16 protein-coding genes are annotated in these 19,263 nt (G+C 61.8%); 11 read left to right on the top strand and 5 right to left on the bottom strand.

The window, feature by feature from the left end:
* Positions 1–48: 48 nt before the first annotated feature.
* A complete protein-coding gene (locus GNZ13_RS35960; protein ID WP_172173532.1) occupies positions 49–495 on the bottom strand; it encodes a hypothetical protein in 447 nt (148 codons plus the stop codon).
* A gap of 342 nt (positions 496–837) precedes the next feature.
* Here GNZ13_RS35960 and GNZ13_RS35965 point away from each other — a divergent pair, with 342 nt between their 5' ends.
* Positions 838–1,821: a helix-turn-helix domain-containing protein gene (locus tag GNZ13_RS35965; RefSeq protein ID WP_172173535.1), complete on the top strand. Its 984-nt coding sequence runs from the start codon at positions 838–840 to the stop codon at positions 1,819–1,821.
* A 50-nt stretch (positions 1,822–1,871) separates the two neighbouring features.
* Here GNZ13_RS35965 and GNZ13_RS35970 read toward each other — a convergent pair whose 3' ends face one another.
* Positions 1,872–2,222, bottom strand: coding sequence for a hypothetical protein (locus GNZ13_RS35970; protein ID WP_172173538.1), 351 nt, complete (start codon positions 2,220–2,222; stop codon positions 1,872–1,874).
* A gap of 606 nt (positions 2,223–2,828) precedes the next feature.
* On the opposite strand from GNZ13_RS35970, the gene GNZ13_RS35975 reads away from it, so the two are divergent.
* The 6 genes from GNZ13_RS35975 to GNZ13_RS36000 are packed head-to-tail and all read left to right on the top strand — an operon-like array spanning position 2,829 to position 9,691.
* Positions 2,829–4,493 carry a cbb3-type cytochrome c oxidase subunit I gene (locus GNZ13_RS35975; RefSeq protein WP_172173541.1) on the top strand — a complete coding sequence of 555 codons (1,665 nt, stop codon included), beginning with the start codon at positions 2,829–2,831 and terminating at the stop codon, positions 4,491–4,493.
* Between the two features lie 2 nt (positions 4,494–4,495).
* Entirely contained in the window at positions 4,496–5,092 is a 597-nt protein-coding gene (locus tag GNZ13_RS35980) for a cbb3-type cytochrome c oxidase subunit II (RefSeq protein ID WP_172173544.1), read from the top strand.
* A complete protein-coding gene (locus tag GNZ13_RS35985) occupies positions 5,089–5,676 on the top strand; it encodes a c-type cytochrome (RefSeq protein ID WP_172173547.1) in 588 nt (195 codons plus the stop codon). The genes GNZ13_RS35980 and GNZ13_RS35985 overlap by 4 nt, the downstream gene beginning before the upstream one ends.
* Positions 5,677–5,694: 18 nt before the next feature.
* Entirely contained in the window at positions 5,695–7,986 is a 2,292-nt protein-coding gene (locus tag GNZ13_RS35990) for a heavy metal translocating P-type ATPase (protein WP_172173550.1), read from the top strand.
* Positions 7,987–7,999: 13 nt separating this feature from the next.
* Entirely contained in the window at positions 8,000–9,241 is a 1,242-nt protein-coding gene (locus GNZ13_RS35995) for a molybdopterin-dependent oxidoreductase (protein ID WP_172173553.1), read from the top strand.
* A gap of 15 nt (positions 9,242–9,256) precedes the next feature.
* Positions 9,257–9,691, top strand: a complete 435-nt coding sequence (locus tag GNZ13_RS36000; protein WP_172173556.1) for a c-type cytochrome — start codon at positions 9,257–9,259, stop codon at positions 9,689–9,691.
* A 48-nt stretch (positions 9,692–9,739) separates the two neighbouring features.
* Here GNZ13_RS36000 and GNZ13_RS36005 read toward each other — a convergent pair whose 3' ends face one another.
* Positions 9,740–10,636 (bottom strand): LysR family transcriptional regulator, encoded by an 897-nt coding sequence (locus GNZ13_RS36005; RefSeq protein ID WP_172173558.1) that lies wholly within the window; start codon positions 10,634–10,636, stop codon positions 9,740–9,742.
* A 107-nt stretch (positions 10,637–10,743) separates the two neighbouring features.
* Here GNZ13_RS36005 and GNZ13_RS36010 point away from each other — a divergent pair, with 107 nt between their 5' ends.
* Together GNZ13_RS36010 and GNZ13_RS36015 are read left to right on the top strand one after the other, a co-directional pair.
* On the top strand, positions 10,744–11,877 hold the full coding sequence (locus GNZ13_RS36010) for a TDT family transporter (RefSeq protein WP_172173561.1): 1,134 nt from the start codon (positions 10,744–10,746) through the stop codon (positions 11,875–11,877).
* A 300-nt stretch (positions 11,878–12,177) separates the two neighbouring features.
* A complete protein-coding gene (locus tag GNZ13_RS36015; protein ID WP_172173564.1) occupies positions 12,178–13,890 on the top strand; it encodes a thiamine pyrophosphate-dependent enzyme in 1,713 nt (570 codons plus the stop codon).
* 166 nt (positions 13,891–14,056) lie between these two features.
* Here GNZ13_RS36015 and GNZ13_RS36020 read toward each other — a convergent pair whose 3' ends face one another.
* Positions 14,057–14,446: an HAD family hydrolase gene (locus GNZ13_RS36020; RefSeq protein ID WP_172173567.1), complete on the bottom strand. Its 390-nt coding sequence runs from the start codon at positions 14,444–14,446 to the stop codon at positions 14,057–14,059.
* A gap of 144 nt (positions 14,447–14,590) precedes the next feature.
* The gene (locus GNZ13_RS36025) at positions 14,591–15,541 is read right to left on the bottom strand and encodes a LysR family transcriptional regulator (protein ID WP_172173570.1); all 951 of its coding nucleotides are present in this window, start codon (positions 15,539–15,541) and stop codon (positions 14,591–14,593) included.
* A gap of 298 nt (positions 15,542–15,839) precedes the next feature.
* On the opposite strand from GNZ13_RS36025, the gene oxlT reads away from it, so the two are divergent.
* Entirely contained in the window at positions 15,840–17,138 is a 1,299-nt protein-coding gene (gene oxlT / locus GNZ13_RS36030; protein ID WP_172173573.1) for an oxalate/formate MFS antiporter, read from the top strand.
* A gap of 425 nt (positions 17,139–17,563) precedes the next feature.
* Positions 17,564–19,132, top strand: coding sequence for a porin (locus GNZ13_RS36035; protein ID WP_216675167.1), 1,569 nt, complete (start codon positions 17,564–17,566; stop codon positions 19,130–19,132).
* Positions 19,133–19,263 lie beyond the last annotated feature (131 nt).

Genomic DNA, 19,263 nt, shown 5'->3' on the forward strand with positions numbered 1-19,263 from the left:
CCCGGTAGGCGCGGATGACGGCTGGTGTCCAGTAAGGTGCCGTTGAAGTCAAGCTGCGCTGCAGACCACCGCGGTCAGCAACAACGGAATCACCGTGCGCACGGTAGCGTTGCTGCCTGCCTCGCGCAAGCGCGATTCGACCGCCTCGCTGGGAGCGGACAAAACCGCGCCGTACAGCGGGCCCGTGAGCGCCTGGCCTGGGCCCTTCTTGAACAATCCGTCGTCCTGCTCGTACCCGATGACGGCGTAGACACGAAAGCCGAAGGCGGTTATGTCGCTGCCGTGCGCTGGCCGAAACGCGTTGACCGAATTCGCTTCGACGTGCATCGGATTCGGGTCGATGTACTGGCTGTTGATGAGCTGCCCAATGAACGCGTGCGGACGCGCCCTGCAGTCGAATTGCGCATCAAGCGCGTACGCGTGCGCCACGACGGGGCAGAAGCCTGCGCCTGACACGAGCAGCGCAGTAAGTGCTTTTAGAAGACGGGTTGCCATGTCTCTTTCCTCACAATCCCGACGGGGACGACTGGGAGTAATCATGATTGTTCCGGACACGCGAAGATTGAGCAATCGCCCGCGAGTTCAGAATTCGCACGCTGTTGGCGAGTCCGCGCGCGTTTCGGGCGATCGCGGCTTGCAGCGGCAGACGCGAACGGCAGAACAGATAACAAACCTGTAATCGAGGGGTCAGATTGGAGAAAGACGGGGCCGTGCAGAATGCGCTTCAACTCTTCACCGATGCTGGTGGGGAGTCCAATCCGATTGCACGCAATCGGTTTCGGCCCGCCGGTCCGGCGGATGAGCGAGTCGGCAAACGTCACTCCAGGGAGTGTCAACATGAAAGCATTGCCGGACGGTAGCGCCGTATTGACGGCGCCATGGGAGACGAGCGGGACCCCACGGACCATCGTGGCGGAAACGGCCTGGCGTTGTGATGCGCGGCCGACAGCCGCGTGTTCGTCGTCACCGGAGCGCACACTCGGCTTGTCACGCTGGACGCTTGCTGCTCCCAGCGCAGAACGGGTGGTCAACCGGAGCGAAGGGACTTGCCACACGATCGCGGTGAGCCTGAAGTCGACCGATCTGACGTTCTGTCATGGCACCCGTGTAATCTGCGACGGCCGGGTGACACCCGGGGTGACTCAGATTACGCAACCTGGACAGGAAGTCAGTGCGGTCTTTAGAGCGCCTTGCGACGTGCTGCATCTGTACGCGCCACAGGAACTGCTGCGCGAGTGCTACGCGCATGTCTGCGGTCGGGCACCGGGAGGTGAGGTGATGCTTGGAAACGCTGCGCTCGTACCGGACGTCGCCGTGTCACAGCTCGCTCACGCGCTCGTATGTGCACATGTCGAAGGCCCGACAGTCAACGATCTGTTTACGGATAGCATTGGTCTCGCGATCGTCACGCGTCTGCTGTCGCGAGAGATCCATGCCACGCGAAAGGCGCAGCGCGCGGTTACGGAATTGCCACGCTGGCGCCTGAAACGGGCCATCGAATACATCGATGCGCATTTGTCCGAGGCCATCCGGCTCCAGGACATCGCGCAAAGCACGGGACTCACCCGCATGCACTTTGCCGCCCAGTTCCGCGCGGCCACCGGCATGAGCCCCCACGATTACCTGTTGCAAAGACGCATCGAAACGGCGCAGGTGTTGCTCGCAACCACGAAGCAGGGTGTGCTGGATATTGCGCTTGCCACCGGCTTTTGTTCGCACACGCATTTCGCGACTGTTTTCAGGCAACGCGTCGGCGAGACGCCGACCCGCTATCGCGCGCAGGTGCGCGATGCCGATCATCTGACGTACCGTTGCAACTAGCTGGCGGCTGCATCGCAGGGCCGACGTATGGTGCTCATATCGCGCCTGGTTCAGGTCCAGTACATTGAGTCCGAGATGGTTCGTCGGTATCCGGGCGTGCCGTGCGAAAGCCCGTGCGGCGCGCTGGGCGGCGCCGGCTCGGCCTTCGACGTGTCCAACTGCGTCGCAGTCGGCCGGCCAGCCGCTGCCTGTCGACGCAGCGAACCCGACGCATGGGCGATGTCCAGCACGAATACGCCATCGCTGGCGATGCGTTCCAGCGGCAATTGCGTTTCCGTTCCCACTGTGGCCACCGCCCTGATGAAGCCCGGCGCCTGGTTGACGCATATCGCTGCGGCAGCCAACGCGGCGGTAGCGGCGAAGTAGAGAGTTCGGACGGAATTCAGGGCGATCGGCTTCATAAGGGGTGCTCCGATAACGCGTGATCGGGGAAGCGAGGCCGCTCGGGATCGGGATAATGCACGCACAGCACTTTCGTCATCGTTTCTCTCCTTGAGCATAGTTCGTCCAGAGGACGGGAACGCGTATGGCAAAGCTTAGGTGTGCTGCCGTTCACGGATCTTCGCGTTTGCACGGAAATTGTGCAATTGCATGCCGACGCCAGTGGATATGACGCGCCGTTCTGTCAATGTCTGCTCCCGCACCCATCGCAGTCATGCAATGCCAACGCCGATGCGCCTTCGAAAACATCACGGTGACGTCCGCGGCTTGTTTGGCGTGCAACGCGACTCCACATGTCCACGGCGCATTCGAAATGCCCGGTGGAAACACGCAGCCGCTGCTCGGCTCAGGCATATCAATAAAGCATGCCTTACATCGAAAAAATGCATATTACATATGCGAGCGCGAGCGCCATACTGCTTTTCAACCGACGTGCCGGGACCGGCAACAATGTGTACACCGCGATTTTTGCGGATGGAACAAGTCACCTGAGTTCCGCCGAGGTCACACAAGCGTGACCGCCGTCGCTAACAATTTTCCTTCGAACAATTGAGGGTTTTTCAGCCATGACGCTCACAGTCGGCGCATTGCTTGCGTTGTCGTTTCTCATTTCCGTGCTCGGGCTCTTCATGTTCATCTGGGCACAGACACGAGGTTTGATGCGGGCCGGCCCAGAGGCGGCACAGGTGATATTCGAAGCGGGTGAACTCGGCGTGGTCGAAGAACCCGGGATTTCGGCGACGCACCGCGGCGCACTGCAAAGGGCCGAAGACAATGCCAATGCTTCGGCGACGCGCGGCGACGCGCAACGAGCCGCACACACGGGGCCTGATTTGCAGGCCCGTGAAGAGCAGGACAGGTCGAGCCGTGCCGCCGCGTTTGCGTTTCTCACGTCGTCGATCCTGTGGCTGGTACTCGGCTCGCTCGCCGGCCTGGTCGCCTCGCAAAAGCTGACGTCGCCGGACTTTCTGGTCCAATCGGCCTGGCTGACGTTCGGCCGCATCAGAACCGCGCACCTGAATATGGTGATCTATGGCTGGGCATCGATGGCAGGCCTGGGCATCGCGTTATGGATGCTGCCGCGGTTGCTGAAGACCCGTCTTGTCGGCGAGCGCTACGCCGTCGCGGGCGCTGGTCTATGGAACGCTGGCGTCGCGGCCGGTGTCATGGCGATACTCGCGGGCTGGACAGACGGCCTGCAGTGGCTCGAGATTCCGTGGCAGATCGGCATTCTCCTGGCGCTGGGCGGCGCACTGTCAGCCGTGCCGCTATTTTTGACGCTATCACGCCGCAATGTGGACCACCTGTACGTTTCGGTCTGGTACATCGCTGCGGCGCTGCTCTGGTTTCCTATCCTGTATGTCGTAGCGAAAGTGCCGTACGTGCATTTCGGCGTGGAGCAGGCCATCGTCAACTGGTGGTTCGCACACAACGTGCTTGGCTTGTGGCTTACGCCGTTAGGTCTTGCGTCAGCCTATTACTTCATCGCGAAGGTGCTCGGCCGTCCTATCTATTCGTACAACCTCTCGCTGGTCGGCTTCTGGGCGCTGGCGATGTTCTATAGCCAGGCCGGCATTCACCATCTGCTCGGCGGCCCCGTGCCAGCCTGGCTGCAAAGCGTCTCGGTCGTGCAGAGCGTGATGATGGTGATCCCCGTGCTCGCGGTCGGCGTCAATCAGCACATGACGGTGGCCGGGCGCTTCGCGGCGCTGCGCTATTCGCCCACGCTGCGCTTCGTCGTACTGGGCGCCGCGCTGTACACGCTCGTTTCGCTGCAAGGCACGCTCGAAGCCGTGCCGTTCTTCAATCGCCTCGTGCACTTCACCCAATACAAGGTCGCGCATGCGCACCTCGGCCTGTACGGCTTTTACTCGATGATCATGTTCGGTTCGATCTATTTCGTGATGCCACGCGTACTGGAGCGGGAGTGGCCCTATCCGAAGTTGATTGCCCTGCATTTCTGGCTGACTGTGACCGGCTTCGCGATCTACTTCGTGTCTCTGAGCATCGGCGGTGTTCTGCAGGGCATCGCCATGCTTGACGCCACACGGCCCTTCATGGATTCCGTCAACGTGCTCACGCCTTACCTGACAGCGAGAACGTTCGGTGGCGTGTTGATGACCGCAGGGCACCTCATATTCGCATGGCACTTCTTCGCGATGGTGCTCGACCCCGGGCCGGTCCGTTCCGGCCAGGCGCTTATCGGCAGCGCGCCGTCCGCAGGAGTCTGACCATGAACCGGGTTCTCACCATCGTCATCGGTGCGCTGATCATGCTGGCGATCGCCACGCTCGTGCTAGTCGCATTGCCGTATCGCGAGCTGCAGGACGAATCGCCGCCCGAACAGCTCAAGCCGTACACCATCGCACAACTGCGCGGCCGCGCCACATACGTCAACATGGGTTGCGTGTATTGCCACTCGCAGCAGCCGCGAGCGGCGACCCAGGGTCCGGACGCATTGCGCGGCTGGGGCCGGCCCTCGGTGTCGGCCGACTATGCGTACGACTACCCGCACCTGCTGGGCGTGTCGCGCACCGGCCCGGATCTGTTCAACATCGGCGCACGGCAACCCAGCGTCGACTGGCATCTCGCTCACCTGTACCAGCCACGCAGTGTGACGCCTGGAAGCGTGATGCCGTCGTACCCGTTTCTCTTCAAGGTGGTCGCGCATCCTGAACCGGGCGACAAGGTCGTGACGCTGCCGCCGCATTTCGCGCCGGCCGGCGGCCAGGTCGTCGCCACGCAGGAGGCGCTCGATCTCGTCGCTTACCTGACTGCACTCAACCACACGTATCCCGTTCCCGCCACTGAATCCGGAGTGACGAAATGAAACACGACACGCAGCACGACACGATCCACACACGGGAGCGTGCGGAACCCAGTGAACAGGCGAATCCGGTGCCCTGGCTTCTCGGGCTCGTCGGCGCATCGCTAATAGTCTGGGGCGTCAGCTATTTCCTGCTCAATCCGGACCTTGCGCCGGCCGGCGCCAAAGATGCCAGCCGCGACGCCGTGACGAGCGCCGCAGCACCCGCCGCGGCCGACGGCGCGCAGATCTTCGCGAGCCGCTGTGCGTCCTGCCATCAGGCGAGCGGTGCCGGCCTGCCCGGCGTGTTTCCGCCGCTGGCCGGCTCCGCCTGGGTGAACGGCGACGCGAAGACTGTCGCGCGCATCCTGCTGCTGGGCATCAACGGCAAGATCGACGTTGCCGGCGCAAGCTTCAACGGCACGATGCCCGCCTTTGGCACGACCCTTTCCGACGCGGAAATCGCGGCGGTGGCGACGCACGTTCGCGCGAGCTTCGGCAACAAGTCGGCTGCACTGACAGCCGACCTTGTGAAGGGCGAGCGAACCGCTCTGGGCACGAGGACGACGCCGTGGGCCGGCGGCGACGAACTCTCGAAGCAGCCGTAGAGCGGGACGAAACGCAAAATGCAATCCAACCTTCCAGATAGTGCGCTGCTGGATGTGCGCGGCATGTGGTGCACCAGTTGCGCGAACGCATTGGAAAGCATGCTGCGACGCCAGCCCGGCGTGCTCGCCGCCAGCGTCAGTTTCACGGCCGAGTCCGCCTCGCTGCAGTGGGACCCGCTCGCGACGTCGCTTGAGCGCTTGCTGCAGCGCGCCGCCAAACTCGGATACGCGTGCATCCCCGAAGGCGCAGGGCACGACCGGCGCGCGCATTTCGCCAAAATCCGCCATGACCTGATGGTCCGGCTCGTGGTCGCCGTGTTCTTTTCGATGTGGGTAATGCCGGCGCAATGGGCGCTGTACGTTGCGCCCGAGGGCAGTCTTTCGCCGGCCGCCCGATTTGGGCTGGCGCTGTTTGCAGGGCTCGCCGCCATACCGGTGATCGGCTACGGTGCGCTGCCGTTTTTCCGCGCGGCGTGGCGCACGCTGCGCGCTCGAGCGCCGGGCATGGACGTCCTCGTCGCGACCGGGGCTGGCGGGTCCTGCCTGCTTTCGGTATGGCAGTTGATACGGGGCGAGTCGACCGTCTATTTCGATTCCGCCGCAATGATCGTGGTCTTCCTGTTGGCCGGCAGGCTGCTCGAAACGACCGTGCGAAGCCAATCGGCCGACGCCGTACGCAGCCTGCTCGAATTACCGCCTGAAACCGCGCACGTGATCGATGCGTCCGGCGCCGAAACGCAAGTCCTTGCCAAGCGGGTGGAACGCGGCAGCGCGGTTCGGGTGTGCCCTGGCGAGCGCGTTCCGCTCGACGGCGTCATCACGCAAGGCGTGTCGTCGCTGGATCGCTCGCTGCTGACCGGCGAAACGGCGTTCATCACCGTCGAACCCGGCGACGTGGTCGAAGCCGGTGCGCTCAATGGAGATGGCGAACTGGTGGTGCTGGTCGAGCGCGCCTGGGGCGAGCGTCGCGTGGATCTGATCGCGCATAGCGTGCGGCAGATGCTCGCGCGCAAGACGGCGACCCAGGCACTCGCCGAACGGTTCACCCGCTACCTCGTGCCGGCCATCTGCGGGCTCGCGACGCTCGCCTTGCTTTGGAACGCAGCCGAGGGTATGGCCATTGCCGTTGCGCTCGAACGCGCCGTGGCGGTGCTCGTCATCACCTGCCCCTGTGCGCTCGGTATGGCCGTTCCGCTCGCGCTTACCGCTGGGGCGGGGCGAGCGGCGCGCGCGGGCGTGCTGTTCCGGGATGTCGAGTCGATCGAGAAGGCCGGCCGCATCGACCTCTTCTGCTTCGACAAGACCGGAACACTGACCGAAGGCGCGCCCCGGCTCGTCCAGTCGCAATGTGCCGACAGCGTGAGCACAGTCGACCTGTTCGTCGACGCGGCGATCGCCGAGCGCGGCAGCGAGCATCCGCTCGCAAAGGCCATCGAATCATTGGTACTGCCGTCATGCCGTGCAACCGTCGACGGCGCGACGGGAACGTCCCGTGCGACGCCCGGCGCGGGAGTCGAATGGATCGGCGCGGACGGCTCTCGCATTCTCGCCGGCAACGCGTCCTTTCTCGCCGGGCACGGTGTACCAGTTCCGGACACGGCAGCCACGCATACGACGGTTCATGTCGCGCGCGATGGGCGGTGGCGCGGCACGCTGCATTTCGCGGACGCGCCGCGTGCCGGTGCACGCCGCGCGCTGGCCACGTTGCGGACGACAGGCGCGGCGCTCGCGATGCTGACCGGCGACGAGCCGGCCGTCGGCTTGCGCGTCGCCGAGGCTGTCGGCATCGACGCCGGCGCGGTTTACGCGGGCCAGTCGCCGGAAGAAAAGGCCAGTCGCATCGTCGCTGCACAGGCAGCGGGAACGAAGGTCGCGTTCATCGGCGACGGTCTCAACGACGCGCCCGCGCTCGCGGCGGCCGATCTCGGCATCGCCGTCGCCAACGCGACGGCGTCGTCGGTGGCCGCTGCATCGATCGTACTGATCGAGGGCGGCATCGAGAAGCTCAATGCCGCGTTGGCGATCGCACGGCGCACTGCGCGCGTGATGCGCCAGAACCTCATTGCTGCAGCCATCTACAACTTGCTTGCCGTGCCGCTCGCGTTATCCGGAGTCGTGTCGCCGGTAATGGCAGCCGCGTTGATGATCGCCAGCTCACTTTCGGTGACGCTCAATTCGTCCCGCCTCGCTGCCGGCGCAATTAACCGGGACGGCGCTACTGATGACACGTTCGACACGGACACCGCACATCACCGCGGCACACAGGATCCGGATCTGCAGCACCCGCCTGCGCCGATGTTCAACACCTGACAGAAGGATGACCATGAAGAACGATGAACGCGACATCTTCCAGCAGCGCCGCAGGCTGCTCGGTGGCCTCGGTGCGCTGGGGCTCGCGGCATTGACCAATCCCATAACGGGGAGGGCAGCACCAGGCAATAACATCATGCTGCCCTTCGAAAATGGTGAGCGCCCGCTCACGTCCGCGTTTCCGCAGAAGTCCAACGTCATACTGCAAAGAACGCGGCCGCCGTTAATCGAAACGCCGTTCGAGGTGTTCGACCAGGGCGTCTTTACGCCAAACGACCGCTTCTATGTGCGGTGGCACCTTGCGAACATTCCAACGTCCGTAGATCCGGCCGCGTTCAGGCTGGACATCCGGGGTCACGTGAACAGGACTGTCAGCCTGACGCTGAACGATCTTGTGAAAAAATTCCCGCGCTTCGAAATTGCCGCGGTCAATCAATGCTCGGGGAATTCCCGCGGCTTTTTTAGTCCTCGCGTGCCAGGCGGTCAATGGGCGAACGGTGCGATGGGCAACGCTCGATGGACGGGCGTGCGGCTGAAGGATTTGCTGACACATGCCGGTGTCGGCGCAAACGCGGTGCAGGTGCGCTTGAACGGCCTCGAGACCGGCGTGATTCCGCAAACGCCGAAATTCATGAAGTCGCTCGCGATCGACCACGCGCTCGACGGCGAAGTGATGGTCGCCTATGCGATGAACGGAGAGCCGCTGCCGCTGCTCAACGGCTATCCGTTGCGGCTTGTCGTGCCCGGCTGGTATGCAACGTATTGGGTCAAGATGCTGCACGACATCGAAGTGCTGGACAAGCCCGACGACAACTTCTGGACCGCCAAGGCCTACCTCGTCCCCGATAACCATTTTGCCAACGTGCATCCCGGCGACAAGGACTTCAAGCAGGTGCCGATCAATACAATGCTGCCCCGGTCGTTCTTCACCAATCTGCGCTCTGCGGGCACGGTACAACGCGGTCAGCCAATGCTCGTACGCGGCATTGCGTTCGGCGGTCTCAACGCGCTCGCGAAGGTGCAGTTTTCGTCCGATGGCGGCCGCAACTGGACCGACGCAGCGATGGGCCGCGATTACGGCCGCTACAGTTTTCGGCAGTGGCAGACGACGGTCAGTTTCCCGCAAACGGGCAGCCGCACACTGATGGTCCGCGCGATCGACTCGACTGGACAGGCGCAGCCGAATACACCGAACTGGAACGGCGCGGGCTTCATGCGCAACGTCATTGAATCCGTCGATATCAACGTAGTCTGACACGAGGCGAAAACCATGAACTTGAAGCTGGTTCGTATCGCGGCGGTCTGGGCCGTTCCTGTCGTCGTCGGTGCCGTTGCCGCGCTGACCGGCAGTCACTACTTGCCTGAATCGATCGCCGGACAGGCGCAGCGGCAGGCCGCCCTCGTGCCTCCGGTGCATTTCGCCCCGCTCGACGTTTCTTTGCCGGCAGGCAGCACGCTCTTTCCACCCGGCGAAGGCGCAGAGATCGCAAACGCCAATTGCGTGATGTGTCATTCGACCGGAATGGTGCTGCGCCAGCCACCACTGACCACTCCCGAGTGGAAGACCGAGATCATGAAGATGCGCAACGGCTTCGGCGCACCGATCCCTCTCGATCAGGTCGACCAGCTTGCTCACTATCTTGGCGTTGTCAATGGGAAGAAGAATGAAGCGGGCCCCTCCGGTGTCGACAACCAGGCCAGCTGACGCACAAGCATCGGACCTGGGAACGCCCACGATGACGCCCCTCGCCGGCTAGACGATCACGTGTTCGAACATTTGATCGGCGAGCGTGCGAAAGGCGCGCGCGCTCGGGCTCAACGCACGCGCCTTGCGCCAGATCATGTTCAGCTCCCGCTCGATCTTCAGGTCGTGCACCCGCAACTGCACCAGAACGCCTGCGGCGAGTTCGTCGGCGACCGCTTGGCGCGACACCCACGCGACCGCATTGCCAAGGCGCAGTATCCGTTTGATCGCCTCCGGGCTGCCCACCGACAGCTTCGGCGACAGCCCATAGCCGTGCCGGGCATACGCGTCCTCGAGCACCATGCGTGTGCCGGATCCGGGTTCACGCATCACGAGTTCGGCATTGCCGACCTCCGCTGCGCTGACGCGGCGCTTGCGCGTCAGCGGGTGGCTGGCGCCGGCGACCGCAATCAGTTCGTCACGACCAATGACGGCCGCGTCGAACACCGATGCGTCGTACGGTCCTTCGATCAGCCCAAGCTGCCGTTCATGCGCCAGCACTGTCTCCTCGACGTATTCGGTGTTCGACACCGCGAGGTCGATCGTGATGCCTGGATATAACCGCCGGAACTCGTCCAGAACGGGAGGCAGCAGATAAACGCCAATCGTGCGGCTTGAGGCGAGCCCAAGGTGCCCGCGCGTCAAACCCGCGAACTCGCCGATCGCGGTTTCGGCTGCGTCCGCCAGCGAGAAAATCTGCGCGGCGTAATCGGCAAGCAGACGGCCTGCCTCGGTAGGCTGCATGCCGCGCGGGAGCCGGTCAAACAACGGCACGCCGACCCGTTCCTCCAGTTCGCGGATCTCGCGCGTGAGCGCCGGCTGGCTAACGTGAAGCCGCTCCGACGCGGCGGTGACGCTGCCGGTCTCGGCTACAGAAAAAAACGCTGCGAGATGGGTGAAGTTCATCGTCGTATGTATATCAAATAGGCATTAGCTTCATATTAAGGATGTATTTTCAATATGGATAGCAAATCCGCACAATCAGTTCATCCCGATTCCCTGTGGAGACGACCATGTCCAGCCAGTTTGGTGCACGCGAGGCAACGTCCTTGCAGCACTTCTCCGACAAGATTCGCCAGTTCACGCCGAACTGGTTCGCGATGACAATGGGCAACGGCATCGTATCGCTCGTGCTCGCCGCGTTGCCCCAGAGCTTTCCGGGCCAGCACGCACTCGCCGTTTCGTTGTGGTGCGTGGACATCGTGCTCTATGCGGTGTTCACGGCGATGTTCGCTGCGCGCTGGATCTTCTATCCAGAAACGATCAAACCCCTGCTGCATCACCCGCTTCAATCGATGTTCCTGGGCACCTTGCCAATGGGTCTCGCGCCGATCATCAACGGCATCGTGCTGTTCGCGGGACCGCATTTCGGCGCAAGTGCCTACTCGCTCGCGTATGCGTTGTGGTGCTGTGACGCACTGCTGGCAGTCGTTGTCGCGGTGGGAGTGCCGTACCTGATGTTCACCGAGCAAAGCCATGCCTTCGAGCGCGTTACAGCCGTGCTGCTGCTGCCGATTGTGGCGCCCGAAGTGGCGGCGTCAAGTGCCGCGGCGCTTGCCCCGCACCTGGTCGAACGAACCGCGCAGCTCGTCGTCGGCGCAGGCTATCTGCTGTGGGCGATTTCGGTGCCGCTCGCCTTTTCGGTGCTGACCGTCGTCTTCTTCCGGCTGGTCATTCACAAACTACCGCATCGTGATCTGGGCCCATCCAGCTGGCTGACTCTCGGCCCGATCGGCACCGGCGCGTTGGGACTGCTTACGCTGGGCCAGGCCGCGCCCGGCGCATTCGCCGGCACTGCACTCGCGAGCGTTGCCGCCATCGCACGCGACTTCGGCCTGATCGGCTCGCTCATCCTGTGGGGCGCGGGCGTGTGGTGGTTTGCGGTCGCGCTCCTCTTCACATTGCGCTACCGTCGCGAAGGCTTGCCGTTCAACCTCGGCTGGTGGGGCTTCACGTTCCCGCTCGGCGTCTACACCGCAGCAACGCTGAGCCTGTATCGGGTGACCGGGTTCGAGGCGTTCGCCGTGGCCGGCGTGCTGTTCGCAATCCTGCTGGGCGGACTCTGGAGCGTCGTGCTGTCGCGGACGTTGCGGGAAGTGGCGCGCGGTCACCTGTTCTACGCGCCTTGCCTTGCCACTGCGCGCTAGTTATCAATTCTTAGGTGTGTTGCTGTTCACGGACCTGTGCAATTGCACGGAATTTGTGCAATTGCGTGCTGATGCGCGCATCGCGTGAAAGCCACGCGATGCGGACCAGGGAAGCGATTTCGGCTGGCCCTCGATGGCGAAGAATCATCGTGCGAAATGGAACGTTGCCGTTCATACAAGGAAACAGCAAAGCCGCACAAGTGTCACGCTACGTACTGGAGCAGCCCGATGCGCGAACCTGAATCCTGCGCGTATCCCACAGGGCATTCATCCCCATCACTTCACGTTTCGGAGACGTACATGAGCAAGAAAGTCGCGGAAATTATTGTGGAAGTCCTCGAACAAGCCGGCGTAAAGCATTGCTACGGGATCGTGGGCGACACGCTGAATCTCATCGCTCACCACATCAACGAGAGCGACATCGAGTGGGTCCATGTGCGCCATGAGGAGGCGGGGGCGTTCGCCGCCGAAGGCGAGGCCATGTTGACCGGCAACCTCACGGCCGTTGCGGGAAGCTGCGGCCCTGGCAGTCTTCACTTCATTAACGGCCTAGTGGACGCCAACCGCAATCGGGCTCCAGTTATCCTGATCGCAACCCAGGTAGCGAGCGAGGAACTCGGCTTTAACTTTCCGCAGGAACTCGACTTCAAGGCGATCTACGGATCGTGCACCGTGTTCTGCGACATGATCATTAATCCGGAGCAGGCGCGACGCAAGACCGTGATTGCCTGTCAGACCGCCATTGCAAAGGGTGGGGTCGCTGTGCTGATCGTTCCGGTCGACATCGCCCATGCCAATACGAGCGACGAGGTCCCGTATTCGGTCCACACGAATGTCCCCGTGGTCCGGCCGAGTGACGCAGACCTCGACCGTGTCGCCGAAATCCTCAATTCGGGCGGCGACAAGATTGCGATCTATGGGGGTTCGGGATGCCGTGGCGCCCACGCCGAAATCCTGGCCGTAGCCGAGCGGCTCAAGGCGCCCATTGCGCACACGTCCCGCGCCAAAGACGCGCTGGAACATGACAACCCGTACAACGTCGGCATGACCGGCATTATCGGCGGCGAAGCGGGCTATCTGGCGGTATCCGAATGCGAGACCTTGCTGATGCTGGGCGCCGACTTCGCGTGGCGGCAGTTCTACCCGGAGAAGGCCAGGATCGTTCAGATCGACATGGCACCCGATCATCTCGGCCGCCGGCATCCGGTCACGCTAGGGCTGGTTGGAGATATCAAGTCCACGATGGAGGCGTTGCTGCCGCGCCTCAAACCGCGCACGTCAACCGAGTTCCGCGACAAGCTCGTCGAACGGCATGCCGACGCGCTGGAAACCCACCTGTCCAAGGCCGTTCCGTCGAGCCGCGGAACGATTCCGCCCATCTATCTGACCGAGCTGCTCAACCGGCACGCGGCGAGCGATGCACTCTTCTGCGCCGACGATGGGACGCCCACTGTCTGGCTGTATCGGCATATCGACACGAACGGAAAACGCCGGGTGTTTTCGAGTCTGCTCCACGGCACGATGGCGGCGGCCCTGCCGATGTCATTGGGGCTGCAGAAGTGCCAGCCTGGACGGCAGGTGATTTCCATGTCCGGCGATGGTGGTCTCGCCATGATGTTCGGTGAGCTCATGACGGCCGTGCAGGAGAAGCTGCCCATCAAGGTGGTCGTGTTCGACAACGGCAAGCTTGGATTTATCGACATCGAGCAAAAGTCCGAAGGCATGCTCCCGCTCTATACGGGCCTGCAAAACCCGGACTTCGGCAAGGTCGCCGAGGCGATCGGACTATGGGGGCGCACGGTGGCGAAAGCCGACGAGCTCGAAGAGGCCGTCGTTACTTGGCTGAACGAGCCCGGCCCCGCGCTGCTGAACGTCAAGGTCGATATGATGACGCTCGTGATGCCGCCGAAGATCGAGTGGGGGGCTGCGTACGGAATGGCCCTGTATTCGGCGAAAGCCATGCTGCAGGGGCAGTCCGCCGACGTGTTCGCCATGATCCGTGAAAATTTATAGGACTTGCCGGGTTAAGCGGGGCGGAATGGCGTGCTGACGACGAACGCGGCGGACGTATTCGTCTGGATAGCAACCAGTTGAGTGGCTGTTTCAGTGGCCGGATCGGGGACGGCTGCCGCTCCTGTCGGACCGATTGCAGCCCGGTGAAGCGGGCTGCTTGCCGCTCTTAAACGCCCGCCAGCGCCGGTAAATCAGGATCGCACGACGAGCGCTCCCACTGCGACCCGGCACGCAACAGGTCCGACGCGTTGTTGACGCTCGCTGTGCTTTCCCTGCGCGTCGCGAAGCATACCGGATAGCGCGCGCTCTTTTTCTCGAGAATGGCCTGGCTCAGGAATTCCGCGCTGTACGCTTTGAGCAAATGCGCATGGTGGGCCTCCAGGTACGCGGCGATGCGCTCCCGTTCGCCGTCGATGGTTGCGAGCGACGCGAGGGTGCGCTCGTCCCAGCGAAACCGCAGACCCAGTTCCGCGAAAGCGGTGTTGTATGCGCAAAGCTGCGCCTGCATGTCCTGGTCGTGCTCGGTTTCATGTGCGTTAGCGCGTGCGTGGCTCATGGTCGTCTCCTTCGGGCAGATGGCTTGCCAGAAGCTTAGGATCGGCCATAAATGAACAACAGTTAAAGTTATTGTGACAAGCTATAAATGTTTGTTTATGTTTAGAGTGAAGCTCGCGCCGGCACGCTGCGCCGTGACTTTCAATTATCCGTTGGGCTGACTGCGCAGCAGATCGGCATCGATGTGAGTGATCTGCGCGATCTGCGCGGCGCCTTCGCCGATCAAGAATTCCTTGAACGCAAGCGCGACAGGGGGCAGGCGTTTGTTCTTGCGGTGCACCACGTACCAGTGGAGCATCACCGGAAAGCCTTGTACGTCCAGTACCGCGAGGTGACCGACCTGCAGTTCCAGGCTGATCGTATGCGCGGAGAGGAAGCTGATGCCCATGCCTGCAATCACCGCCTGTTTGATCGTTTCCGTGCTCCTGATCTCCATGGCGACATTGAGCCTGGAGGTTCCTCCCGCAAACCCTTCTTCCATCGAATGCCAGGTATCCGAGCCTTTTTCGCGGACGATGAACGGCTCTTTTGTGATCGTCGACTGAGGAACGCGCTTCTTGCCGACAAGCGGGTGTCGGGGCGGCGCGACAATCACGTAAGGATGGGGCGCAAACGGTTCGTTATGCGTATCGAGGTCCTGTGGAGGCCGCACCATGATCGCGAGATCGGTCAAGTTGTTCGCCAGCTGATGCAGCAGTTCCTCGCGATTGTGCACCGCCAGGTTGAGCTTGACGTCGTCGTTGCGGCGCGCGAATTCGCCCAGCAGTCGCGGGAAAAAATAGTCCCCCGCACTGATCACCGCAATGTTCAGTTGGCCACCCGCAATGCCCTGGAGGCGGGCCATCGCTTCGTCCATTTCGCGGAACTGCTCGATGATCGAGCGCGCGTAAGAGAGCATTTCGGAGCCCGCTGGCGTCAGATGGATTTTTCTGCCGAGCTGCTCGAAAAGGGCCAGGCCGGCGTGCTCCTCAAGCTGTTTTACCTGAGTTGAGACGGCGGGCTGCGTCAGGTACAACTCGTCGGCCGCGCGCGAGAAGCTCAGGTGCCGGGCAACCGTTTCGAAGATCTTGAGTTGGCGCAGAGTAGCGTTTTTCATGGCTGAAGTTCGTTGAGGCATCGACGTATACAGGACGCCTAATGCAAACCATAAAATGTTTTAACTTTCACTGATGGCTGTTCTCGCGCAGCATGCTCCCAGATTTCGTGAAGACGCAACCACTTTTACCAGACCGTTTTGCGCACCCCCGCCGGTCTTTTGTTGTTGGTGCGATCTCCATCTGACCGACCATTAGCGTTTCATTGCCGACGCGCACGCAAGCGATGAGTGATTCGGTTACACGATTCAACGCAACGCGCCGCTCGAGCACGACGAATTCTACAAAGGAGATGGAGACATGGGATATTCCAACGTGGCCGAGCCGCGCAGCACGGCGCTACGGTATAACCGGTGGGTTCAACTGGCGGTCGGCATCGTCTGTATGGGGCTGGTGGCGAACCTGCAGTATGCGTGGACCTTGTTCGTCGTGCCGATGGACGCGGCGCATCACTGGGGGCAGGCAGCGATTCAGACTGCGTTCACCATCTTCATCGTCACGGAAACCTGGCTTGTGCCAGTCGAAGGCTGGCTCGTCGACAAGTTCGGGCCGCGCCCGGTTGTGATCGCCGGTTCGCTGTGTGCCGCACTCGGCTGGATCATTGACGCACACGCAAGCAGTCTGGGCGCACTGTACGTCGCGGCGGTGATTGCGGGCATCGGTGCGGGTTGCGTCTACGGGACCTGTGTCGGGACGGCACTCAAGTGGTTCCCGGATAAACGGGGCCTGGCGGCGGGTCTGACCGCGGCCGGCTTCGGCGCCGGTGCGGCGATCACAGTGATCCCGATCGCCAACATGATCCAGCGTTCCGGCTACGAGCATACGTTCATGTTCTTCGGTATTTTCCAGGGCGTCTGCATTCTGCTTCTCGCAACCTTGCTTGTGCGTCCGAAGCCGCCGGCGAATGCGGTCGCGGCCAAGCGCGTCGTGGCCACCAAGGTCGATTACACCCCCAGCCAGATGATCCGCTCGCCGCTTTTCTGGGTGCTTTACCTGATGTTCGTCTTCGTGGCGGCAGGCGGAATCATTGCGACCGCGCAACTCGGCCCGATCGCCAAGGAATATGGCTTCGCGAAGCTGCCGGTCAGCCTGATGGGCGTCACGCTGCCGCTTCTGACGATGACGCTGTCGATCGATAACCTGTGCAACGGCTTCACGCGTCCGCTGTGCGGCTTTCTTTCGGACAAGATCGGCCGCGAGAATACGATGTTCATGATCTTTCTCGGCGAAGGCATCGCGTTGCTCGGGCTGATGCAGTTCGGCCACAATCCGTACGCATTCATGTTCTTTGCCGCGGCCGTGTTCCTCTGCTGGGGCGAGATTTTCTCGATCTTCCCGGCGACCTGCGCGGACACGTTCGGCAGCAAATACGCGGCGACCAATGCGGGCACGCTTTATACCGCAAAGGGCACGGCGTCCATGCTTGTGCCGATCGCTTCGGTGTTGTCGGCGCATGGCTCGTGGAACACGGTGTTCATCTGTGCGGCGGTCGTGTCGATTACAGCGGCGGTGTCCGCGAAATTCATCCTCGCGCCAATGAGACGGCGGTGGATCGACCGAACGGTCGAGGCCGGCGCGCTCGCAAAGGGATATCTCTGAGCACCCGATAGGGTATTTATGCCTCGTGAAGGCGTTGATGCGTCGTTGCGGGTCTTATCTCAACCACCTCGATGCATACCCCGGTAGTCTGGATTAATAAAATAGCTATCACGGGAATATCCAACTGTCTTGGGCACTTGGGTCGCCTTGTCTTGCGCGTGACTTAAGTGTTGGGAATTAGCAGATATTAAGCTACTCATCGGATCGAAATAGCGGTTCGGGTCACGGAATTTATTTTTCTTGTTTATTAGTGATACTAATTAACATCGGAGGAGATGATGGGAATAAGAAATCTGAAGCCGCGTCATGCGGCGGCTTCGCTATGCCTGTTTGCAGCTGGCAGTGTGACCTGTTCGGGAGGAGCATTCGCTCAGGCAATTGCGGCGGATGACGACAAACAACAGATCCAGTTGTTGAAACAACAAATGGAAGCGCTCAATAAGAAGCTCGATGCGCTTGTGGCAAAGCAAGCCCAGACAGCGAACAGCCAGCCAGCGGTCAGTCCCGCTGTCGCAAGCGCAAACGCAGGTACAAGTTCAGGTACAAGTTCAGGTACAAGCGCAAATACGGGTACAACCTCAGGCGCGCAAAAAACATCGGATGCCGACGCCTCCGGTTGGGGCGCCGGCATGCCGGCCAAGCTTAAGTCGTTGCTGGCCGCGCTGGGGGATATGGAGTTCTACGGTAATCTGGATCTTTCCGTGGACTATGCGACCAAGGGTCTCAAGGACTCCTATGTCACGCCAGGCGGGACGGTCGTATTCCCTAGAGGTCATATGGGCTGGCAGCCCGACGTCTCATCCAATCTTTCCTATGTCGGCGTTCGCGGCAAGCGGCCATTCGGTTCCGACGCCAGCCTGGCCTTCGTCTACCAACTGGAAACCCAACTGGACATCTCGGCAACCTCAGGGTCTTCCAATTCGAACTCCGCTCAGGATTCGACCGTCAAGGGCGCCCTGACGTCGCGCAACAGCTTCATCGGCGTAGCATCGTCCTCCTGGGGCGCGTTGAAGATCGGCAAGACCGATGCGCCCTACAAAACGTCGACCGCACGCATGAATCCGTTTTCCGGCATGCTCGGCGATTACTCCGTCATCATGGGTAACACGGGCGGCGACAATCGCGTCGAATTCGGTACGCGGCTGGACCATGCGATCTGGTATGAGTCGCCCAGTTTCCATGGCTGGTCTCTCAACGCACTGGTTTCGCCCGGGCAAAACCGCGGTTACGAAAATTCGGTGCAGGCTTCGGGTGAGTCGAGTTGCACGGGCGGCAATGTCCCTGGTAGTGGTGGAAATCCAATTGCGTGTAACGACGGCAGCTACGGGTCGGCCTACAGCGCGAACCTCGCCTATAGCAACGGCCCCCTGTACTTTACGACAGCTTATGAGATACACCTCGGCGTGAATCGCTCAAGCGATGTCACGAACACGCCTGCTGCGCTGGCTTCGCCTGATGGGACGGACCCCAACGATATCGGCAACGAATGGGCATTCAAGGTCGGTGCGCAATATAAATTTCCCACTCTGACCACGGTGAGCGCAATTTATGAAGTGATGCGCAGACAGATTCCGGCCTACTTGCAAACACAGAACGAGCGCAGCCGTAATGGTTTCTGGCTCGCCCTGACGCAGGAAATCACCCCCAAGGACAGCGTGAGCGTCGGTTGGGCGCACGCCAATCGCACGCCGGGTGACCCGGGGCAACACAACACGGCTCCAGCCGACCCGAACGCTATTGGTATCCCGAATCCTTCCAACGGCGCCAATATGGTCACTGCGATGTACAAGCATGCGATCGACAAACATGCGACTGTGTATGCCGACTATGCCATGGTCATCAATCAAGCGGCGGCGCACTATGCGCTGGGCGCAGGCGGGCGAAGCGTCACTGTCGATTGTCATGACGGCAGCTCGATTTCGCAGGGTGCGCCGTTTTGCTACGCGGGCGGCAGAGAAATGGGCTTCTCCGTTGGGTTGAACTACAAGTTCTGAGGGCCAGCCCTTTCAAGGTCTTGATCAAGATGTTTCGCCTTTGGCGCGTTTAAGCAGGCGGGCGGTACTGTGATGGGCACGGGCTACCGCGCCTTCGACATAGGGTGCGGGTTTGCGGGTCTTGGGGCCAC

The organism is Paraburkholderia elongata, assembly GCF_013177735.1.
Lineage (GTDB): Bacteria > Pseudomonadota > Gammaproteobacteria > Burkholderiales > Burkholderiaceae > Paraburkholderia > Paraburkholderia elongata.